At 68.6% G+C, this 18,073-nt stretch carries 15 protein-coding genes; 9 read left to right on the plus strand and 6 right to left on the minus strand.

The features are described from left to right. Positions 1–2: 2 nt before the first annotated feature. Complete coding sequence (locus tag WMF12_RS06250) at positions 3–668, minus strand: DUF3455 domain-containing protein (RefSeq protein ID WP_437744705.1); 666 nt, start codon at positions 666–668, stop codon at positions 3–5. A 191-nt stretch (positions 669–859) separates the two neighbouring features. On the opposite strand from WMF12_RS06250, the gene WMF12_RS06255 reads away from it, so the two are divergent. Further along, complete coding sequence (locus WMF12_RS06255) at positions 860–3,286, plus strand: FG-GAP repeat domain-containing protein (protein WP_437868662.1); 2,427 nt, start codon at positions 860–862, stop codon at positions 3,284–3,286. A gap of 192 nt (positions 3,287–3,478) precedes the next feature. On the opposite strand, the gene WMF12_RS06260 is transcribed toward WMF12_RS06255, so the two are convergent. After that, the gene (locus WMF12_RS06260; protein ID WP_437868672.1) at positions 3,479–4,195 is read right to left on the minus strand and encodes an endonuclease III domain-containing protein; all 717 of its coding nucleotides are present in this window, start codon (positions 4,193–4,195) and stop codon (positions 3,479–3,481) included. Between the two features lie 677 nt (positions 4,196–4,872). On the opposite strand from WMF12_RS06260, the gene WMF12_RS06265 reads away from it, so the two are divergent. Together WMF12_RS06265 and WMF12_RS06270 are read left to right on the plus strand one after the other, a co-directional pair. After that, positions 4,873–6,852 carry a PEP/pyruvate-binding domain-containing protein gene (locus WMF12_RS06265; RefSeq protein ID WP_437868683.1) on the plus strand — a complete coding sequence of 660 codons (1,980 nt, stop codon included), beginning with the start codon at positions 4,873–4,875 and terminating at the stop codon, positions 6,850–6,852. 11 nt (positions 6,853–6,863) lie between these two features. Then, the gene (locus WMF12_RS06270) at positions 6,864–7,808 is read left to right on the plus strand and encodes a lamin tail domain-containing protein (RefSeq protein ID WP_437868694.1); all 945 of its coding nucleotides are present in this window, start codon (positions 6,864–6,866) and stop codon (positions 7,806–7,808) included. Between the two features lie 102 nt (positions 7,809–7,910). Here WMF12_RS06270 and WMF12_RS06275 read toward each other — a convergent pair whose 3' ends face one another. From WMF12_RS06275 to WMF12_RS06285, 3 genes are read right to left on the minus strand one after another with little or no spacing between them, the layout of a single operon-like run. Beyond that, positions 7,911–8,900, minus strand: a complete 990-nt coding sequence (locus tag WMF12_RS06275; RefSeq protein ID WP_437868700.1) for a hypothetical protein — start codon at positions 8,898–8,900, stop codon at positions 7,911–7,913. Between the two features lie 39 nt (positions 8,901–8,939). Further along, on the minus strand, positions 8,940–9,611 hold the full coding sequence (locus tag WMF12_RS06280; protein ID WP_437868713.1) for a bifunctional 4-hydroxy-2-oxoglutarate aldolase/2-dehydro-3-deoxy-phosphogluconate aldolase: 672 nt from the start codon (positions 9,609–9,611) through the stop codon (positions 8,940–8,942). Then, on the minus strand, positions 9,608–10,696 hold the full coding sequence (locus WMF12_RS06285; protein ID WP_437868719.1) for a PfkB family carbohydrate kinase: 1,089 nt from the start codon (positions 10,694–10,696) through the stop codon (positions 9,608–9,610). Before WMF12_RS06285 ends, WMF12_RS06280 begins: the two co-directional genes overlap by 4 nt. Positions 10,697–10,756: 60 nt before the next feature. Here WMF12_RS06285 and WMF12_RS06290 point away from each other — a divergent pair, with 60 nt between their 5' ends. From WMF12_RS06290 to WMF12_RS06315, 6 genes are all read left to right on the plus strand, one after another. Next, positions 10,757–10,942 (plus strand): hypothetical protein, encoded by a 186-nt coding sequence (locus WMF12_RS06290; RefSeq protein WP_437868726.1) that lies wholly within the window; start codon positions 10,757–10,759, stop codon positions 10,940–10,942. A 494-nt stretch (positions 10,943–11,436) separates the two neighbouring features. Further along, the gene (locus WMF12_RS06295; protein WP_437868732.1) at positions 11,437–12,468 is read left to right on the plus strand and encodes an amidohydrolase family protein; all 1,032 of its coding nucleotides are present in this window, start codon (positions 11,437–11,439) and stop codon (positions 12,466–12,468) included. A 195-nt stretch (positions 12,469–12,663) separates the two neighbouring features. Further along, positions 12,664–13,677 carry a zinc-binding alcohol dehydrogenase family protein gene (locus WMF12_RS06300; RefSeq protein WP_437868738.1) on the plus strand — a complete coding sequence of 338 codons (1,014 nt, stop codon included), beginning with the start codon at positions 12,664–12,666 and terminating at the stop codon, positions 13,675–13,677. Positions 13,678–13,715: 38 nt separating this feature from the next. Next, entirely contained in the window at positions 13,716–13,844 is a 129-nt protein-coding gene (locus WMF12_RS06305; RefSeq protein ID WP_437868742.1) for a hypothetical protein, read from the plus strand. Between the two features lie 17 nt (positions 13,845–13,861). Then, complete coding sequence (locus tag WMF12_RS06310; protein ID WP_437873835.1) at positions 13,862–14,992, plus strand: mannitol dehydrogenase family protein; 1,131 nt, start codon at positions 13,862–13,864, stop codon at positions 14,990–14,992. 202 nt (positions 14,993–15,194) lie between these two features. Further along, complete coding sequence (locus WMF12_RS06315; RefSeq protein ID WP_437873836.1) at positions 15,195–16,472, plus strand: MFS transporter; 1,278 nt, start codon at positions 15,195–15,197, stop codon at positions 16,470–16,472. 40 nt (positions 16,473–16,512) lie between these two features. Here the strand turns inward: WMF12_RS06315 and WMF12_RS06320 are convergent, their stop codons facing one another. Beyond that, on the minus strand, positions 16,513–18,000 hold the full coding sequence (locus WMF12_RS06320) for a UxaA family hydrolase (RefSeq protein ID WP_437868751.1): 1,488 nt from the start codon (positions 17,998–18,000) through the stop codon (positions 16,513–16,515). Between the last annotated feature and the right edge of the window lie 73 nt (positions 18,001–18,073).

An 18,073-nucleotide genomic window follows, 5' to 3' on the forward strand; every position in this document is an offset into this window, starting at 1 on the left:
GCTCACGGGTTCGCGTAGAAGTAGTAGGTCGCGCTGTAGTCGATGCGCGCTTCGGCGCCATCGTGCGCTTTGTCGCAGCCGTCCGCCGGAGCTTTGCCGCCCACGGTCTGAACGCGCTGAATCCACGCGACGTGGCTGAGCACGCCTTGCCCCTCGGTCGACTTGATCTCCAGGAGCAGCCAGGGGATCGCGGTGGTGTCGGGAGCATCGACCTTGGCCTTCATGGCACCAACGATTTTGCTGCCATCTGCCGCTTCCCAGGTCGGGCCGCCGTAATGCTTGCCCAGCGTCTTTCCTGCCTCGTCCGAGAGCGTCGCGTCCGGGGCTTTGAGCGTCCATTCGAATTTCGCCTTGGGCTCCTTCTTCTTGCCGCACACGTAGATCTGCGCGCCCTTGGCGTTCGCCTTCAATACGAGATTGGCCGTGCTCGGCGCCTTGATGGCATCGGGTGTTTCGGGGGGCGCTAGCTTGGGGACGCTCGCAGTCGCCGCGGGTTCGGCCGCGGGCGCCGTTTGCAAAGGCGCCGGTGCCGACGGCGCGGGCGCGACGGGCGCGGGAGCTTCCGCGCTCGCAAGCGGTTCGCTCGGCGGCGGGCTCGAGGCGCTCGGCGTCGATCCCGCGCAACCACAACCAACGACGATGAGTCCAATCGCATAACGCGCATTCATGATGAATTCCTCTCTGATCGCGGCGGCACAGGGGCCAGGAAATCCAAACGCGATCCGGAAGTCAATCTCCTCGTGGCGGCCGTCCCACCGTACAGCCACGCTGCACGCGCTGGCGCAAAGTTCTTGACAAATAGAAATGGATTTGCGCGGACTATCTTCCCAATCGCGGCTCATTGCAAGGTGATATCCAAATGCGTACACATGGCGGAGTTCTGGCATCGGCGTTCGTCATCTTCTGCAGCTATGCGTGCGGGGACGTTCCATCCGATCAGCCCGTTGGTCAGGGCGGCGCCGGGGGGCTCGGCGGTCAAGGTGGCGCGGGCGGCGTTGGCGGCACAGGCGGGAGCGGCGGTGCAGGCGGCGCCGGCAGCACGGGCGGGAGCGGCGGTGCAGGCGGCGCCGGGAGCACGGGCGGGAGCGGCGGCGCAGGCGGCAGCGGCAGCGGCGGCACGGGCGGGAGCGGCGGCGCCGGCGGCACGGGCGGGAGCGGCGGCCAAGATGGCGCAGGCGGAGCGGGTGGGGGCGCGCCTCCGGCTGCGGAGACCATCGACTTTGATGTCGTCAGGTTCCATGCGACCGGATCGAGCTATGTCGGCACCCCATTCGCGCTCGCGGACCTCAATGGCGATGGACTTGTCGACGGCGCGCTGGCGCTACGCAGCGCGAATAGAGTCTCCGTGCTCCTCGCCGATGGCAAAGGTGGGTTTCTTCCTCGGACAGAGCACGTCGTGAATGGAGCGCATGACGTCGCCGTGGGCGACGTGAACGGCGACATGAACCAGGATCTGGTCGTCACGCTCCTGAGCGCCGACGCTGGCGTCCGCGTCCTGCTCGGCAACGGCGACGGCACGTTCCAGGCCCCGATTTCGAGCCCGGGAGCGGACTACGTCTCGCCCGTCCTCGCCGACGTGAGCGGTGATGGGAAGCTCGACATCGTGGCGAGCCGCAATGGCAATAGCATCACGATCCTGGCGGGGGATGGCGCGGGCGCGTTCACGACGTCGAGCACGCTCACCGGGACCACGAATTGTCGCTTCATCACGCTGGCCGACCTCGATAGCGACGGCGTGCGCGACATCGTCGGTTATGACACAGAGATCTCCACGCCGGTCGTCAGCGTGCGCTTCGGTCAGGCCGGCGGCGCGTTCGGCCCTGTGACGAAGACCACGATCTCCGCGCAAGACGGCGTGCCGGTCGGCAGCGCGGCTGATCTGGCGGTCGGCGACCTCGACGCCGACGGCAACCCCGATATCGCTGCCGTGGATACGAAGGGAATGACCCTCTTGATGGGTAGCCCGTCGGGCGCGCTCTCGGCGACCAAGCGCGTCCCGGCCGGCCTCGCGCCGAGCGGCGTCGTCATCGGTGACTGGGACAGCGACGGAAAACAAGACATCGCGGTGGAGAGCATGGACGACTCGATCCTCAGCGTTTTTCGGGGTGACGGGCTCGGGGGGCTCGAGCCGCGGGTGACGTATTTTACTGGAGACCGTGGCTCGCGCGTCCGGTCGGGAGACATCGACGGGGACGGCAAAGCGGATCTCGTCATGTCGATGAGCGGCCTCGTGGTCGCGCGAGGTCGCGGAGATGGGACGTTCCACGCAGCTCCGGCGCTCCTCGGGGGCAAGGGCGCGAGAGGCGTGGCGCTCGGCGATTGGAATGAAGACGGCAAGGCCGACGTGGTCGTCGCGTATGCCGGTGGCCAGACGCTCTCGTTATATGTCGGGAAAGAGAGCGGCGCATTCGATATGCCCGTGACCATCCCTGCCGGCGGCGTGGATCCGGAGCAGGTCGTCGCGTGGGACGTGAACGGCGACGGGCACCTCGATGTCGTGTTCGGCACCATCGCGGCGGGAAAGGTCGGTGTGCTCCTCGGTGACGGCGCAGGCTCGTTCGGCCCCGTGACGCTCCACGAGGGCGGGAGGAGGATCGCGCTCGCCGACATGAATGGAGACGGCGCCGCCGATATCGCGGCGACCACCTTCGACAACGTGCGAGTGCTCCTCAATGACAAGGCTGGCGGGTTCCTGCCGCCGATCGCGTATCCCGCGGGGATGAACATCCTGGATGTGACGGCTCGCGATTTCAATGGCGATGGGAAGGCGGATCTGGCGACGGCGAACTACGACAGCGATGATATTCGGCTCCTCATCGGCAACGGAGACGGCACGCTCGAGGCGGCCACGAGCCTCCCGGTGGGCAGCTCCGCGTGGACCGTCGCGCCCGCCGATTTCACGGGCGACGGCGTGCTCGATATGGCTTTCGCGACGGTGGGTAGCGCGAGCGTCGTCGGCGTGCTGCCCGGCCAGCCACGGGGGATGTTCGGCGCGCCGATCACCATGCCGGTCTACTTCCCCATCGAGACAGCGCTCAGCACGGCGGATTTCGACTCCGATACGCGGCCCGATATTTTCCTTGCGCTCGGCGGCGGTGGGACGGTGGGTGTGCTTCGCGGCAAGGGCGATGGCACGTTCGACGCAGCGCTCGTGTACCAAAGCGTCTTCACCAGGGCGCTCGCGATCGGAGACGTGAACGCCGACCAGAGGCCGGACGTGCTCGTCGTCTCCACCCCGGTCCAGCAGGACGGGAGCGTGAACGTCTTCGTCAATATCTCTCATTAAGGCCATCTCAGGGCAGCGTGGTCGTCGTCGTCGCCGCGCACCTCGGAAGACGGTGCTGTCGCCGCCGCCGCCGGACCGCCGGGCGACCTCTGCCCGGTCGCAGGGCTTCTCGGACCTCGTCAGGTCGGTGACCGAACGCAGCGCGTCGTCAGCCCGCTGCGCTGCCAGGGGGCGGCGGCACCGGAGCCGCGGTCAACGGTGGTCACCGACCCCGACCTGACGGCAGAATTCGAGCACGGCGCACGCCGAGCACCTGGGCCGCGCGCCGGTGCACACGTGCTTGCCGAACGGCACGAGCAGCTGGTTGATCTCGACCCAGTAGGCGCGGGGCAGGCGGTCTTCCAGCGCGGCGGTCGTTGCATCGGGCGTCCGCGTCGCGACGTAGCCCCAGCGGTTCGTGATGCGGTGGACGTGCACGTCCACGCTGATTCGGCTCTCGCCGCAGGCGATGCCGAGCGCCAGGCTCGCGCACTTCGGACCGACGCCGTGGAAGCCGGTGAGGACGTCGTACGAGCACGGGAGCACGCCGCCCAGGTCGTCCCGCGTGCGGCGCGCAATGGCGTGAATCTGGCGCGCCTTGACGTCAGCGAAGGTCGAGGGTGCGATGAGCCGCTCGATCTCGGCGGGCGTCAGCTCGGCCATCGCCTCGGGCGCGCGGGCGACCGCGAAGAGCCGCTTCGCGGCCGGGATGGTGACCTCGTCGAGGGTGCGGATGGAGATGACACACGCGACGAGCTGCTCGAACACCGATGCGTAGCCGTCGTCGGCGAGCGCGAACATCGCGGCCTTGGGGAACGGCCGGACCGCCTCGCGCACCCGCGCCAGCACCTGGTCGATGTCGAAGGGCCGCTTCCCGGGAGCGTCCAGGTCGGCGGTGGCCGCGCGGGAGGGGGCTCGCCTGCTGCTCACCTCGCTTTCTCCGCGTTGCCTTGCATCTCGCTCCCTCAGAGAAGCCATCTTCGAGCAGCGATACCTCGATGACCAGCCCCCGACGAGGCGGCGGGCAAAGGCGACGGGGACACGACGCCCGCGGCGCCGGTGGCGGGACCGCGCTTCACGGCGTTCACGCCGCTCGGCTGCGCCTTCCGCCTGGCTCGCCGTGGCAAACCCTCTGGGCGAGCGATCTGTGGAAGAGGGCGCTAGGCAGCGCGCTGCAATCCCCAATGCTGCAGCCATGAAATCAGGTAAACGTGCTGGTTTTCTTCACTCAAGAGCAGCTCCCACCCAGTGATCTTGCCGGTGGCGCGAAGGGGCTCTGTGCCATCACGGCCGCGGCACACTCCGCGACGCGGATGTCACGGCTGCGGCCCTTCGAGCGCCGCTTCCGGTGGCGACCAGCACGGCCGCCGGCCTGGCATCACGCTTGCTCGACTCCGGCCACGTCGGGGAGGGAAACCCAATCGATGCAACCTTGGACCTTGGCGCCGGTAGCGGCCATGCTTTCGGCAGTCGCATTGACAGCATGTGGCGATTCCTCGGCCGTGAACGCCGCCGGCGCAGGGGGAGCGCCGGGGACTGACGCGGAGTATCTCACGGAGCTCGTCACGCGCGACGACTATATTTCCCTGGCAGGCGAGGGCGCGGAGGTGAAGTACCTGACGATCGTCGACGGCCGCGAGCCTCCGGCGATGTTCGCCGGCGCAGCGTGCCTGTTTCAGAATACCGACGACCACCCGTACCATTTGCAGTTCCTCCGTACCTTCCCGGAGTACGCGGCGCTCGCGCCGGAACGTTATGCGGACATGGTGCTGCGCCGCGCCAGCCGCGTGATGTGGGGCGGCGGCCTGAAGCTCTACCCGGCCACGCCTCATCCGCTGACCGGAGCGGCGGGCGTGCTGGCGTACACGGTCTACAGCGAAGCCGCGCCCGATGAGCTCCTGACGGTCGACGACATCGTGCAAGCCGACCGGCGGCTCAAGGGGTGTAGTCCGTTCGCTGAGCGCTTCCTGGTGTTCTCACCGGACGGCTCTGCCCAGACCGCGGCGGTTCAAGGCATCGCCGACGAGCTCGTGGCAGCAGGCGTCGCGCTGGTCGATCCGGATACGCTGTTGAGCGGGCTGTCCGCCGAGACGTACAGCGAGGGCGAGGCGTACGGTTACCTGAAGATCGTGGACGGCGCCGCCGCAGGCCGTGCCGGACCGCGCGACGTGCTGGTGATCGACGCGGCGCCGAGCGATCTGGGGCTGGTCGCCGGCCTCGTCACACGGCAGCCGCAGAGCCTGGCCAGCCACCTGAACCTGCGCTTGCGCGAGAAGGGGATCCCGAGCGCCGCGGTGCCGGGCGTGTTCGACAACAGCGTCCTCCGCGCGCTTGCCCATGGGCTGGTCCACCTCACGGCCCGGGGCACCCACGTGGAGATCGAGCCCGCGCGCCTGGAAGACGCCGAGGCGTTCTGGAGCACCCGCCGGCCGCCGCTCGGAGATCCAGCCGCGGACCTGGAGGTCGCCACGCCGGCAGCCCTGGCCTCGCTCGGCTCGGCGGATGTCGCGGCGTTCGGCACCAAGGCCGCGAACCTCGGAGAGCTGTCCCGGATCCTGCCCGAACAGAACCGCGTGGACGGCTTTGCGATTCCGTTCCGCGCCTATGCAGACTTCATGGATCGGCGCGGGCTCAACGCCGAAGTCGCGGCGCTGCTGGCCGATCCCCGGGTGTTCACGGACGCCGATTACAAACAGCGCCGCCTGTCGGAGCTCCGGGGCCGCATGCGTGCCGCCGAGCACTTGCCCGAATTCGGCGCGGCGCTCGAAGCGGCCGTTCGCCAGGCCTACGGCGCCGCGGGGCTGGTCACCCGGCTGCGTTTTCGCAGCAGCACCAACGCCGAGGACCTGCCGGGTCTGTCGGGAGCAGGTCTGTACGACTCCCGGAGCGGCTGCCTGGCCGACGACCTCGATCCGGACACGCTCGGGCCGTCGGCCTGCTTGAGCCCGGAGCACGAGGCCTACCTGCGCGCCGAGCTCGAGCGGCGAGAGCTCGAGCTCGCCGAGCACCCCGACCGGAGCCATCTGCTGCCGATCATCGAGGACCTCGAGCAGGACTTGACCGAAGAAAAGAGCGCCCTGCTCGCGGTGCGCCGGGTCTGGGCCAGCTTGTGGAACGAACGCGCGTTCGACGATCGCGAGTACTATGGCATCGATCACACCAAGGTGTTCATGGGCGTCGCGGTCCACCCCACGTTCGTCGGTGAACGCCTGGAAGCCGTCGCGCTCACGGGGCTCGAACCCGACGCGCCGGAGCCTTTGTATCGTGTGGTCAGCCAGGTGGGAGAGGTGGGCGTCGCCGAGCCGCTGGATCCCATCGCCAGCCCTGAGATCCTGACGTTCCGGCGCTCTTCCGGCGGATCGCCGAGCGAGGTCACGCTGGTGTCACCGTCCTCGCTGGCGGCGGGCGGCGCGCGGCTCTGGTCCGATGCAGCGTTGAACGAGCTCGCGGGGCTGTTGTTCGTGGTGCAGGACCATTTCGCGGCCAGCGTGTACCCAAGCCTCGCCCCGCTGTCGCTCGACGTGGAAGTGGACGTCACGATGGACGGGCGCACCGTGATCAAGCAAGCCAGACCCTACACGCCATGATGGAGCCAGACATGACCTTGAAAACGATCCTGTACGGCCTCGGGTTCTCGCTGGCGTGCGCCGGCTGTTCCAGCTCCGAGCCGGGGAACGGAGCGAGCGCGGGCGGCGCCGGCGGAGCACAGCCAGACTCGAGCGACGCGCTGTGCGGCGAACGTCCCGGCGGCCGCCTCCGCGCGACCCACGTGCTCCGCTTCGAGACCTCTGACGGGCGCGCGGTGGTCCAGCTCAGGCGGATCTGGGAAGACTTCGGTGTCGGCGAATCCTCCTTGTATCGATTGGACGGTTTCAGCGTATCGCTCGACGGAACGACGGCGTGCGTCGCCGAACCGAGCCGCCTCGAGTACGTCAACAGCCATCATAACTGGACGGACGTCGCGCGAGCCGATGCGGGCACGGCTCGCTACGAGCTCAAGTTCGGTTTCGACGCTCCGTTCACGTTCAGCGCCTTCGCCGCCGACGGCTCCGTGCTTGTCGACGCCGTCCCGATGATCTCGACCGGCAGCCCGGCGTTCTGTTGGGGGTGTCCTGTGCCGCTGGCCGTGTCGATCTCGGAGGTCATGCTCAACAACACGACAACGCTGGCGGATGAATCCGGCGAGTACGAGCCGTGGATCGAGCTGTTCAATCCGTCGGCGGAGGACGTCGATCTGACGGGCTGGACGCTGTCCGACGACTTCGCCGAGCGCGGCAAGTGGCCGCTGCCCGCCGTCACCCTTCCGCGTCACGAGGTGCTCGTCCTGTTTGCCGACGGCGACACGGACCAGGGCGAGCTCCACACGAGCTTTGCGCTCGATCCGAGCGGCGGCGAGCTCGTGCTGACGGCGCCCGGCGGCGTGAGCGATGGCGGCCTCGTGCTCGAAGCTCAGGTACCCGGCGTGAGCCTGGCCTTCCAATGGGCCGCGGACGGCTACGTCGTCGGGCAGCCGACCCCCGGCGTGAAGCCGCCGGAAGAATGATCGCGCCTTCGCGCTGGACCGTGCTGGCCCTGCGCGCGCCGCCGCGCGCTCGCTCCCGGGACGCTGGCCCGCCGGCCGAGCTGGGGCATGGTTGGCCCGGCGTCAGCGAGGCGAAGATCGCAGGATGAGCAGGCGGCCGTCCGCCTCCCCAGCTGCGCCAGCGTCGTCGAACTCGGTGAGGAGCAGCGTCTCCCCGTATCGCATTGCAGCGTGCGGCGACCTCACGCCCTCGGGGGCGGCGAGGATCGCGCGGAGGGTCAGGTTCTCCGGGTCGAGCAGCCACGTGCGACCAGATTGGCCCACGGCGACGACCTCGTCGCCCATCTGCCGGAGCACAGAGACGAGCTCGCCGAGCGCGACCTCGTGCGTGGCTCTGCCGCTCACAGGATCCAGACGGACGACCCCGGAGCGCACATCCGTGAACACCGCGCCCGGGCCGGCGGCGATGCGTCGGTGGAGGTCGCCGATGTGCAGATCGTCGCGGGGCTCCAGCGAGGTCTGGTCGACGACGCTCACGTCTCCATTGCCGTGCGCCACCCAGATCCGGCCGTGCCCGACGGCGAGCGCGAACGCGTCCCGGCCGAGCGCGGGCGAGCGGCGTTGACCTCCCGTGGCCGGATCGATCCGCACGACCGAGGAGTCCGTCGAGCTCCCCTTGCTCCAGAGCAGCACCCAGAGCGCGCCGTCCGCAACCACCATGTCCGCGGGGGAGTCGGGCAAGCGCGCCAGCGCGCGAGCACGCGCCGTCTGCCCGTCGATGGCCCAGACCGTCTGATCGGTGTGCGTCAGCGTGTAGACCACCCCCGCGGGTGACGCGACCACCTGCACCGGGAGCCGGCCAACCGCCACGTGCGCCGTCACCACTCCACGCTTCAGGTCGACGCGCGCGACGCGCCGGTTCCCGCTCTCCGCGACCCACGCCGTGTCGCCGACCACCGCGACCCCTTCAGGCCACTTGCCGATCAGGATCGCCTTGTCGACGGTGAGCTGCGCGGCGACGTGCGCTGCTGCGCGCGGCGGCTCCTCCGGGGCGGCGGTGGGCGCGCCCAGCGCCGCAGAAGACGCCGGCGGGGTCGCGGCGGGCAGCTCCATCGAGGATAGCTCCCGAGCGCTGCCCGCCGGAGCTGCCCTCTACGCCCGCGCGCTGTTCTTGAGCTCTGTACGCGCGGCGCTGACCACGGACATGAACTCACGCGCGCGCTCCGTGAGGACCTCGTCCTTGCCCGCCGCGAGCGCCGCGGCGTCCACGAGCTCGCCGCCGACCCCGAGCGCCACGGCGCCGGCCTCGATGAAATCCCTGGCTGTCGTCAGGTTGACCCCGCCGGTCGGCATCATCTTCACCTCCGGGAGCGGCGCGCGCAGGGCGCGCAGGTACTTCGCGCCCCCCATCGCGGAGCACGGGAACAGCTTCACCGTGTCGGCGCCGGCGTTCCACGCGGTGATCACCTCGGTCGGCGTGAGCGCCCCCGGGAAGACCGCCTTCCCGAGATCGTGCGCCGCGCGGATGACCTCCAGGTTGAGCCCCGGGCTCACGATGAACTCGGCGCCGGCCTCGATGCACCTGCGGGCCGCGTCCGCTGTGAGCACGGTGCCCGCGCCGACGAGGACGTGGTCCCCCATCCGCGAGGCGATCTCGCGCATGACGGACAGGGCGTCGGGGACGGTCATCGTGATCTCGATGACCTCGATGCCGCCCGCGCACAGCGCGCGAGCGGCCCGCACGGCGAGCTCTCCGCTCGGCGCGCGCACGACGGGGACGATGCCGATCTCCTCGATGCGGCGGACGACTTGCTCCCTGTTCATCGCTCGATCCTCGCGCCGGCTCCGCTCATGGCCCTCCGCACCTCGGCGAGCGACGCCATCGAGGTGTCCCCCGGGGTCGACATCGCCAGCGCGCCGTGCGCGACGCCGCACTCGATTGCCCACTGCGGGCTCTGCTCGGTCAAGAGGCCATAGATGATCCCCGAAGCGAACGAGTCGCCGCCGCCCACGCGGTCCAGGATCTCGATGTCTCGCTGCGGGACCTCGTGGAACTCGCCCTTGTAGTACAGGATGCCACCCCAGCCGTTCACGCTGGCGGTCTTGGCCGTCCGGAGGCTCGTGGCGACGACCGCGATGTTGGGATACGCCGCGACGACCTCGGAAATCATCCGGCGGAAGCCGCTCGTGTCGAGCTGGCTGTAGCTGCTGTCCACGCCGGACACCTCGAAGCCGAGGCCCGCGACGAAGTCCTCCTCGTTGCCGAACACGCAGTCGACGTACGGCATGAGGGCGCGATTGACCTCGCGCGCCCGCCGCTGGCCGCCGAAGTTCTTCCACAGCGAGGGCCGGTAGTTGAGGTCGTAGGAGATCCGCACGTCATGCGCGCGCGCGACCTCCATGGCCTCGTGCGCCACGCCGGCCGTGGTCTCCGATAGAGCGCAGAAGATGCCGCCGGTGTGGAACCAGCGCGCGCCGCCCTCGCCGAAGAGGGTCTTCCACGGCACGTCGCCGGGCCTGAGCTTGGACGCCGCGCTGTGGCCGCGGTCCGAGCAGCCGGCGGCGGCGCGGGGCCCGAAGCCGCGCTCGGTGAAGTTGAGGCCGTTGCGCACGTCCCGGCCCACGCCGTCGTAGTCGACCCAGCGCAGGAAGGACGTGTCGACGCCGCCCTGGAGCATCAGGTCCTCGATGAGGCGCCCGACGGCGTTGTCCGCGAGCGCCGTGACGATGGCGGTGCGGAGCCCGAAGCAGCGCCGGAGCCCCCGCGCCACGTTGTACTCTCCCCCGCCCTCCCCGACGTCGAACGTCCGCGCCGTGTGGACGCGGCGCTCACCCGGGTCGAGGCGCAGCATCACCTCGCCGAGGCTCACCTGGTCCCACTGGCAACCTTTTGCACTGCGAATCTGCATCTTCTTCTCCTCAACGGCTCATCCAGCCGCCGTCGACGACTGATGCCCCACGCGGTGCGCGTGGCAAGCGAGCCGGCAGCGTGCGGCGCTGCGCTGCGCTGCGACTATGCTGGAAAACTTATCGAACAGTTCTCCAGCGTCGCTTTTCCAGGGTTGGTGATCGATCCCGATCCCAGGGAGGAAGGGCCGCCGCGCATGATGGCCTGCTCAGGGGAGAGCGAAAAGAAACCCCAAGACAAATTGTGAGCGTTCACATTGCGGGTGTCAACGAAAAAGGATCGGCGCGAGGCCATCCTCGATCCCGATGGGTGCGCAGCTGCGGCCGGCCACGGCGCCCATGACCCAAGGTCGAGGAGATGGCGGGTCGCCGCCGCCGCGCCGTCGTGTTGGTCGACGGCGACCACCGGGACCGAATCGTCCAGCCCGCCCGCGACAGCGGTGATCCCAGATGCTCCCTACTGGGATGGGCCCTTGACCGGGGCAAGCGGATTGGAAATTGGAATCTACATCGAACATAACCGCGGCTCGGTGCCCGCCTCTCTTGCCGCGGCGCTCCGGAGGAGACTTGCCCGTCACCCGAGTCCGAGCTTGGCCTCAGGGGCGGATTGGTGTTGACATCGCTGATGTGAACGTTCACATTGAAGCCTCCTTATTCTGCTTTGCCATGAGGGGGTCGTCATGCGCAGCGACACCTCCGCTATCGGGATCGCGTTCGGCACCGACTCCAAAAAGACTCCACCATGAAAATACTCACGAGTATTCCGGCGACTTTCGCCAAGTTGTGCCTGATGATGACGCTCTCGCCGCTCGCGGCGTGTGCGTCGTCTTCCGCGACCACCGCGACGCCGCCCGAGACGGCGGGCGACACGAGCAAAGCGGCGGCCCCGCTGGCCGTGCCGGCGGAGCAGCGTGGTCCGATCCTCGACACGCACATCCATCTCTACCAGGTCACGCGTCCGGGCGGCGTCGTTTGGCCGGAAGCCAAGCAGAAGCCGATTTACCGCGACGTGTTGCCCCCGGAGTATGAAGCCATCGCGAAGCAGAATGGCATCATCGGCACCGGCATCGTCGAAGCCAGCCCCGTCGTCGACGACAACTTCAAGGTCCTCGAGACGACGAAGGGCAACGACTTCTTCAAGTTCCTCGTCGCGCAGCTCGAGATCGGCTCGCCGAGCTTCAGCGCCGATCTGGCGCGCCTCGCCGCGGACCCGCGCGTGGTCGGCATTCGCGGCTTCCTCTGGAGCCCGAAGCTGGCGCTCGACGCCAAGCAACTCGCCTCGCTGGAGGAGCTCGCGGCCAAGGGCATGACCCTCGACATCATCAGCCGCGGCACCCTGAACCCGAAGGACAAGGTCGAGGCGCTCGCAACCGCGGTGCCCAAGCTCCGTATCATCATCGATCACCTGGCGGGCGCGAAGGGGCCGACGCCGGATCCGGCTTGGGTCGACGCGATGCAGCGGCTGGCCAGGCACCCGAACATCTACATCAAGTTCTCGTCGTTCTTCGACATGTACAACCCGGCCGCCACCGAGGACGATCCCTGGAAGGCGCCGACCGACCTCGCGGCGTACAAGGCGCACTTCGACGTGCTGATGAAGGCCTTCGGCGAAGACCGGCTGATCTGGGGCAGCAACTGGCCCGTGGTCGATATGGGTGGCAGTCTCGCTTCGGAGATCGAGATCGCCGAGCTCTACCTCAAGGAGTTTGGTCAGGAAGCACGTGACAAGGTCATGTACAAGAATGCGCAGAAGTTCTACGCGCGTCACCCCTGAACAGCGGCGTCCCGAGCGCCACGGCGAAGGCGGCGCCTGCCGCCCCGCTCACGGATCGTAGAGCAACGCCACGTCGCTTCGGCTTCGGCCATTCGACATGGCGCTCTGTTCTCTGGCAGAACGAAGCGGCCCCGGCTGCGGAGCGCGCCGTGAAAGCCGCGAGTGAACGAAGTCGCTCAGTGAGGCAATGACAGCATGAAAGCCCTGACGATCACCGGTCCGTCGGTTGCACAGGTGAGCCAGATCCGCGAGCCCAAACCGGCGCACGATGAGGTGTTGATCCGCGTGCAACGGGTCGGTTTGTGCGGTTCCGACTTGAACACGTTCTTGGGCAAGAACCCGATGGTGACGTACCCTCGGGTGCTGGGGCACGAGGTGGCCGGCACGATCGTGGAGCTCGGCTCGGGCGTCGAGGCGGACTGGCGCGTCGGTACCGACGTCACGTTCACGCCGTACACGGCGTGCGGCGGGTGTCCCTCGTGCCGCGCGGGACGGCGCAACGCCTGCCGCGACAACAAGACCATGGGTGTACAGCGCGACGGCGCGCTGACCGAGCTCGTGGCCGTGCCGTACCAGAAGCTCTTCACGTCACGGGAGTTGAGTCTCACGGAGCTCGCGCTCGTCGAGCCGTTCTCGGTAGGCTTTCACGCGGCGGCGCGAGGGCGCGTCGAGGCCGAGGAGACCGTGCTGGTGATGGGCTGCGGCGGCGTGGGGCTCGGGGCCGTCGCCGGCGCGGTGAGCCGCGGCGCGCGCGTGATCGCGCTCGACACGCAGGACGAAAAGTTCGCGCTCGCCAAGGCGCTCGGCGCGCGGGAGGCGGTGCTCGGGAACGCCGACGCACGCCAGCGCGTGATGGACCTGACGAACGGCGACGGGCCGGATGTCGTGATCGAAGCCGTGGGCGCGACCGCGACGTACCGCAACGCGGTGGATTGGGTGAAATTTTGCGGCCGAGTCGTGTACATCGGGTACGGCAAAGAGCCGGTGAGCTACGAGACCAGGCTGTTCGTGATGAAGGAGCTCGACATCCTCGGCTCGCGCAACTGCCTGAACGAGTTCTCGGACGTGATCGCCTTCTTCGAGCGACGCACGTTCGACCCGAACATTTTGATTTCGAAATCGATCCCCATCGAAGGCGTGCCCGAGGCGCTCGCTGACTGGGCTGCCCACCCCGGTCGAACCTCCAAGATCATGGTGGGTATGTCGTGAGCGTGCGCGATTCGGCGCCTTCACTGAAGGGATTTCGGATGAAGACGATCCACCAGTTTCTGCGGATGAAGAACCTGCTCTCGAAGCACGATCCCGAGTCGACCGTGTCGTCGAGCGCGACCGGGAGCCTCGCGGACACGAGCCTCGCGTGGGTACGCGCCCGCTGAGCCGCCGGAGCACTGACATGGGCAATCCGATTCTTCAGTTCGGCACGAGCCGATTCCTGCAGGCTCACGCGGACCTTTTCATCTCGGAGGCGCTTGGCGCCGGCTGCGCGCTCGGGACCATCACCGTGGTGCAGACCACGTCGAACCCCGAAAGCCGCGCGCGCGTCGACGCGCTGCGCGCTCAGGGGCGTCACCCCGTGCGGATCCGGGGGCTGCGCCGCGAAGAGGTCGTCGATACGACGATCGAATGCAGCTCGATCACGGAAGCGCTCGATGCGAACACCGATTGGCCGCTCGTGCGCGAGCGCTTCGCGAAGGATGCGCGCGTCGTGATCTCGAACACGAGCGACAGCGGATACGTCTGCTTGCCCGAGGACACGGCGACATTGCTTGCGCCCGGCGCGGGCGTGCCGCGCGGGTTCGCCGCGAAGCTCGTCGTACTGCTGCGCGCGCGCTTCGAGGCGGGCGCCGCGCCGCTCACGCTGCTGCCTTGCGAGCTCGTCTCGAACAACGGTGACACGCTGCGTGCGCTCGTCGCCGGCGTCGCGCGCCAATGGGGCGCCGATGCCGCCTTCCTGCGCTACATCGAGCACACGTGCATCTGGGTGAACTCGCTCGTCGACCGGATCGTCTCGGAGCCGATCCGCCCCGTCGGCGCGGTTGCCGAGCCCTACGCGCTCTGGGCGATCGAGCGGCGCGAGGGGATGGTGCTGCCGTGCCAGCATGAAGCGATGATCGTGACGGACGACCTGCTCCATTACGAACGCTTGAAGCTGCTGTTGCTGAACCTCGGGCACACCTACCTTGCCGAGCGCTGGCAGTTGGACGGGCGCCCCGCGGACGAGAACACGCTGCACGCGATGCGCGATCCGGCCTTGCGCGCCGATCTCGAAGCGCTCTGGCGTGACGAGGTGGTGCCCGTCTTCGATGCGCTCGGCAAGGGTGCTGCCGCGCGCGCCTACCTCGACGAGGTGCGCCAGCGCTTCCAGAACCCATTCCTCGATCACCGGCTCTCCGATATCGCGCGCAACCATGGCGAGAAGAAGCGACGCCGCTTCGGGCCCGTGATCGAGCTCGCGCGCGAGCACGGCCTGAACCTCGATCAGCCCCGGCTGCACGCGGCTCTTTGCACGGCCGTGCCCGCATGAGCAGGTGAGGCTGCCACGGGCGGCTTCGCGCAATCGACGGGCCGCGCGAGGCGCCGCGATCGCCGCGCCGATAACCACGACAACCCGATGCAGTCGCCGTTGCACCGCCCGCGCAACGTACCGCAAGGCAGCGCCGCTCGATGGGCAGCGCGCGAGAGCTGCCGATTGCACGAACAGACACCGTATCCAAGGAGACATGCAGATGAGGAAGATGCGTTGGGTCGTGCTTTTCCTGTGCTTTCTCGCCGTCGCCGTCAACTACATCGATCGCGCCAATCTGGCGGTCGCGGCGCCCCAGATCGAGAAGGAGCTCGGGATCGGCCCCGCCCAGATGGGGTTTATCATGAGCGGCTTCTTCTGGACCTACGCGCTCATGCAGATGCCGTTCGGCTGGTTCGTCGACCGTGTGGGTGCACGCATCGCGCTGCCGATCGCCGTCGGCTGGTGGTCGCTCTTTACCGCGGCGACCGCCGGCGCGTCGAGCGTCGCGGCCATGTTCGGCTGCCGATTGCTGCTCGGCGTGGGCGAGGCCGGCGCCTACCCGGCCTGCGCCAAGCTCGTGAGCCAGTGGTTCAAGCCGCGCGAGCGCGCGCTCGCGACGGGCATCTTCGATAGCGGTGCGCGCGTCGGCTCGGCGCTGTCGATTCCCCTCGTCGCGCTCATCATCGACACGCTCGGATGGAAGGCGGCCTTCATCATCACGGGCCTGTTCGGCGCGGTGTGGATCCTCGGCTGGGTCGTCATCTACCGCAGCCCCGCGCATGGCGACATGACGGGCGAGCAGGACGTCGTCCACGCAGCGCCCGCCGAGGACGCGCAAAACAGCGTGACGTGGGCGTCGCTTTTCCGCCATCGCACGCTCTGGGGCATGATGCTCGGCTTCTTCTGCCTCAACTTCACCAACTACTTCTTCATCACGTGGTTCCCGAGCTACCTCGTGCAAACGCGCGGCTTCTCGCTCAAGTCGCTCGGCACGCTCGGCATGATCCCCGCGCTGATGGCGATTCCGGGCGGCTGGATCGGCGGCTTCGTCTCCGACGCGCTCTATCGCCGTGGCTGGAGCCTCACCGCGGCACGCAAGACCTGCATGGTCGGCGGCATGCTGGTGTCGTCGGCGATCACGTTGTCGGCATTGACCTCCAACATCCATCTGATGCTCGCCTTCTTCGGCATCTCCTACGCGAGTCTTGCGTTCGCCGGCGCCAGCATCTGGTCCCTCCCCGGCGACGTCGCGCCCACGCCGCGCCATGTGGCTTCGATCAGCGGCATCCAGAACTTTGCGTCGAATCTGGCCGGCATCGTCATCACGACGTTCACCGGCGTGATGCTCTCGCTGACCAAAGGATCGTTCACGATCCCGCTCGTCGTGGCGGGCGGCTTCTGCCTGCTCGGCGCGTTCAGCTACCTCGTCATCGTCGGCAAGATCGAGCCGCTCCAGGTCGGCGCCGATCGCCGCGAGGTACCCCAGCCCGGCGTTTGACCGAGGAGGCCCAGCCTGGCCTCCGACAGGCGCTTTCGGCTCAGAGGGTGACGCCCCGCTTCCAGAGTGCGATCTCGCGCTCGCCGTTCTCCTCGGCGCGGGTTGGACGGCCCGAGGCGGTGGCCAACACCAGGTCCATCAGGGCGTCGGCGGCCGCGTCCATGGATTCGCCCGAAGCGATGCGGCCGGCGTCGAAGTCGATCCAGCGCTGCTTGCGCTGGGCTAGGCTGGAGTTGGTGGCGAGCTTGAGGGTCGGCGCGGGGAAACCGAGGGGCGTGCCCCGGCCGGTGGTGAAGAGGATGACCGTCGCGCCGGCGGCTGTGAGCGCTGTGGACGAGACCGCATCGTTGCCGGGGGCCTCCAGCAGAGCCACGCCCGGCGTGCCACGGATCTGCCCGCCGTAATGGACCACCTCGGTCACCGGGGCGCGGCCGGCCTTCTGCACCGCGCCAAGGGACTTCTCCTCCAGCGTCGTGATGCCGCCGGCGATGTTGCCGGGCGAGGGGTTCTCCGACACCGGCTCGCCGTGAGCGATGAAGTAACTCTTGAAGTCGTTCACCACGCCGACGATGTCCTCGTAGACCGCCTCGCTCTCGGCGCGGGTCATGAGCAGGCGCTCGGCGCCGAAGATCTCCGGGATCTCGGTCAGGATGGCCGAGCCGCCGGCGGCGCACACCTTGTCAGCGATGCGGCCGACCAGCGGGTTGGCGGTCAGCCCCGAGAAGCCGTCCGAGCCGCCGCACTTGAGACCGATCACCAGGTCGGAGACGGGGCAGGGCTCGCGGCGGTCCTGCTCGACGATCCTCACAAGTTCCTCGACGGCCTCGAGGCCCGCCTCGAGCTCGTCCTCGGCCGTCTGGGCGGTGAAGGACCGCAGGCGATCGGGATCGATGTGCGCGGCGCCCTCGAGGAGCGGGCCGAGCTGGTTGTTCTCGCAGCCCAGGCCGATGATCAAAACTCCGCCCGCGTTCGGGTGGCCGGCCAGGGCCACGGTCATCCGGCGGGTGGCCTCGAGGTCGCCCCCCAGCTGGGAGCAGCCGAAGGGGTGGGTAAGGGCGTAGACCCCGTCGACCCGGCCCTTGAAGCGTTTGTCCGCCTCGGCGGCCACCTTCTGGGCGGTGCGCGAGACGCAGCCCACCGTCGACAGGATCCAGATCTCGTTGCGGGTGCCCACCCGCCCGTTCTTCCGCCGGTAACCCATGAAGGTGCGGTTTCCGGTGGCGGGAAGGGGCTCAGGGTTCGTGGGCTCGTAGGCGTAGGTGTCGAGGCCGGAGAGCGCGGTGGCCAGGTTGTGCGTGTGCACGTGGTCGCCCGGCTGAATGTCCACTGTCGCCCGCCCGATTGGCCAGCCGTACTTCCGCACCAGCTCGCCAGCGGCCATCGCGCGCAGCGCCACCTTGTGTCCGGCCGGGATGTCGACGCGGGCGGTGATCGCGTGGGCCACCGAATCGCCGGCGGCCAGGCCGCGCACGGCGACGGCCACATCATCTCGGGGATCGATCTGCAACAGGGAGGCTGCCAAGCTCATGTCATCGACGGTAACCGGTGTCGTTCGGCGCGGCAAGCCTGCGCGACGCCGCAAGGACGCGTGTCGCGAGGAA

Source organism: Sorangium sp. So ce363, assembly GCF_051520435.1.
In the GTDB taxonomy this organism is placed as follows: domain Bacteria; phylum Myxococcota_A; class Polyangia; order Polyangiales; family Polyangiaceae; genus Sorangium; species Sorangium cellulosum_B.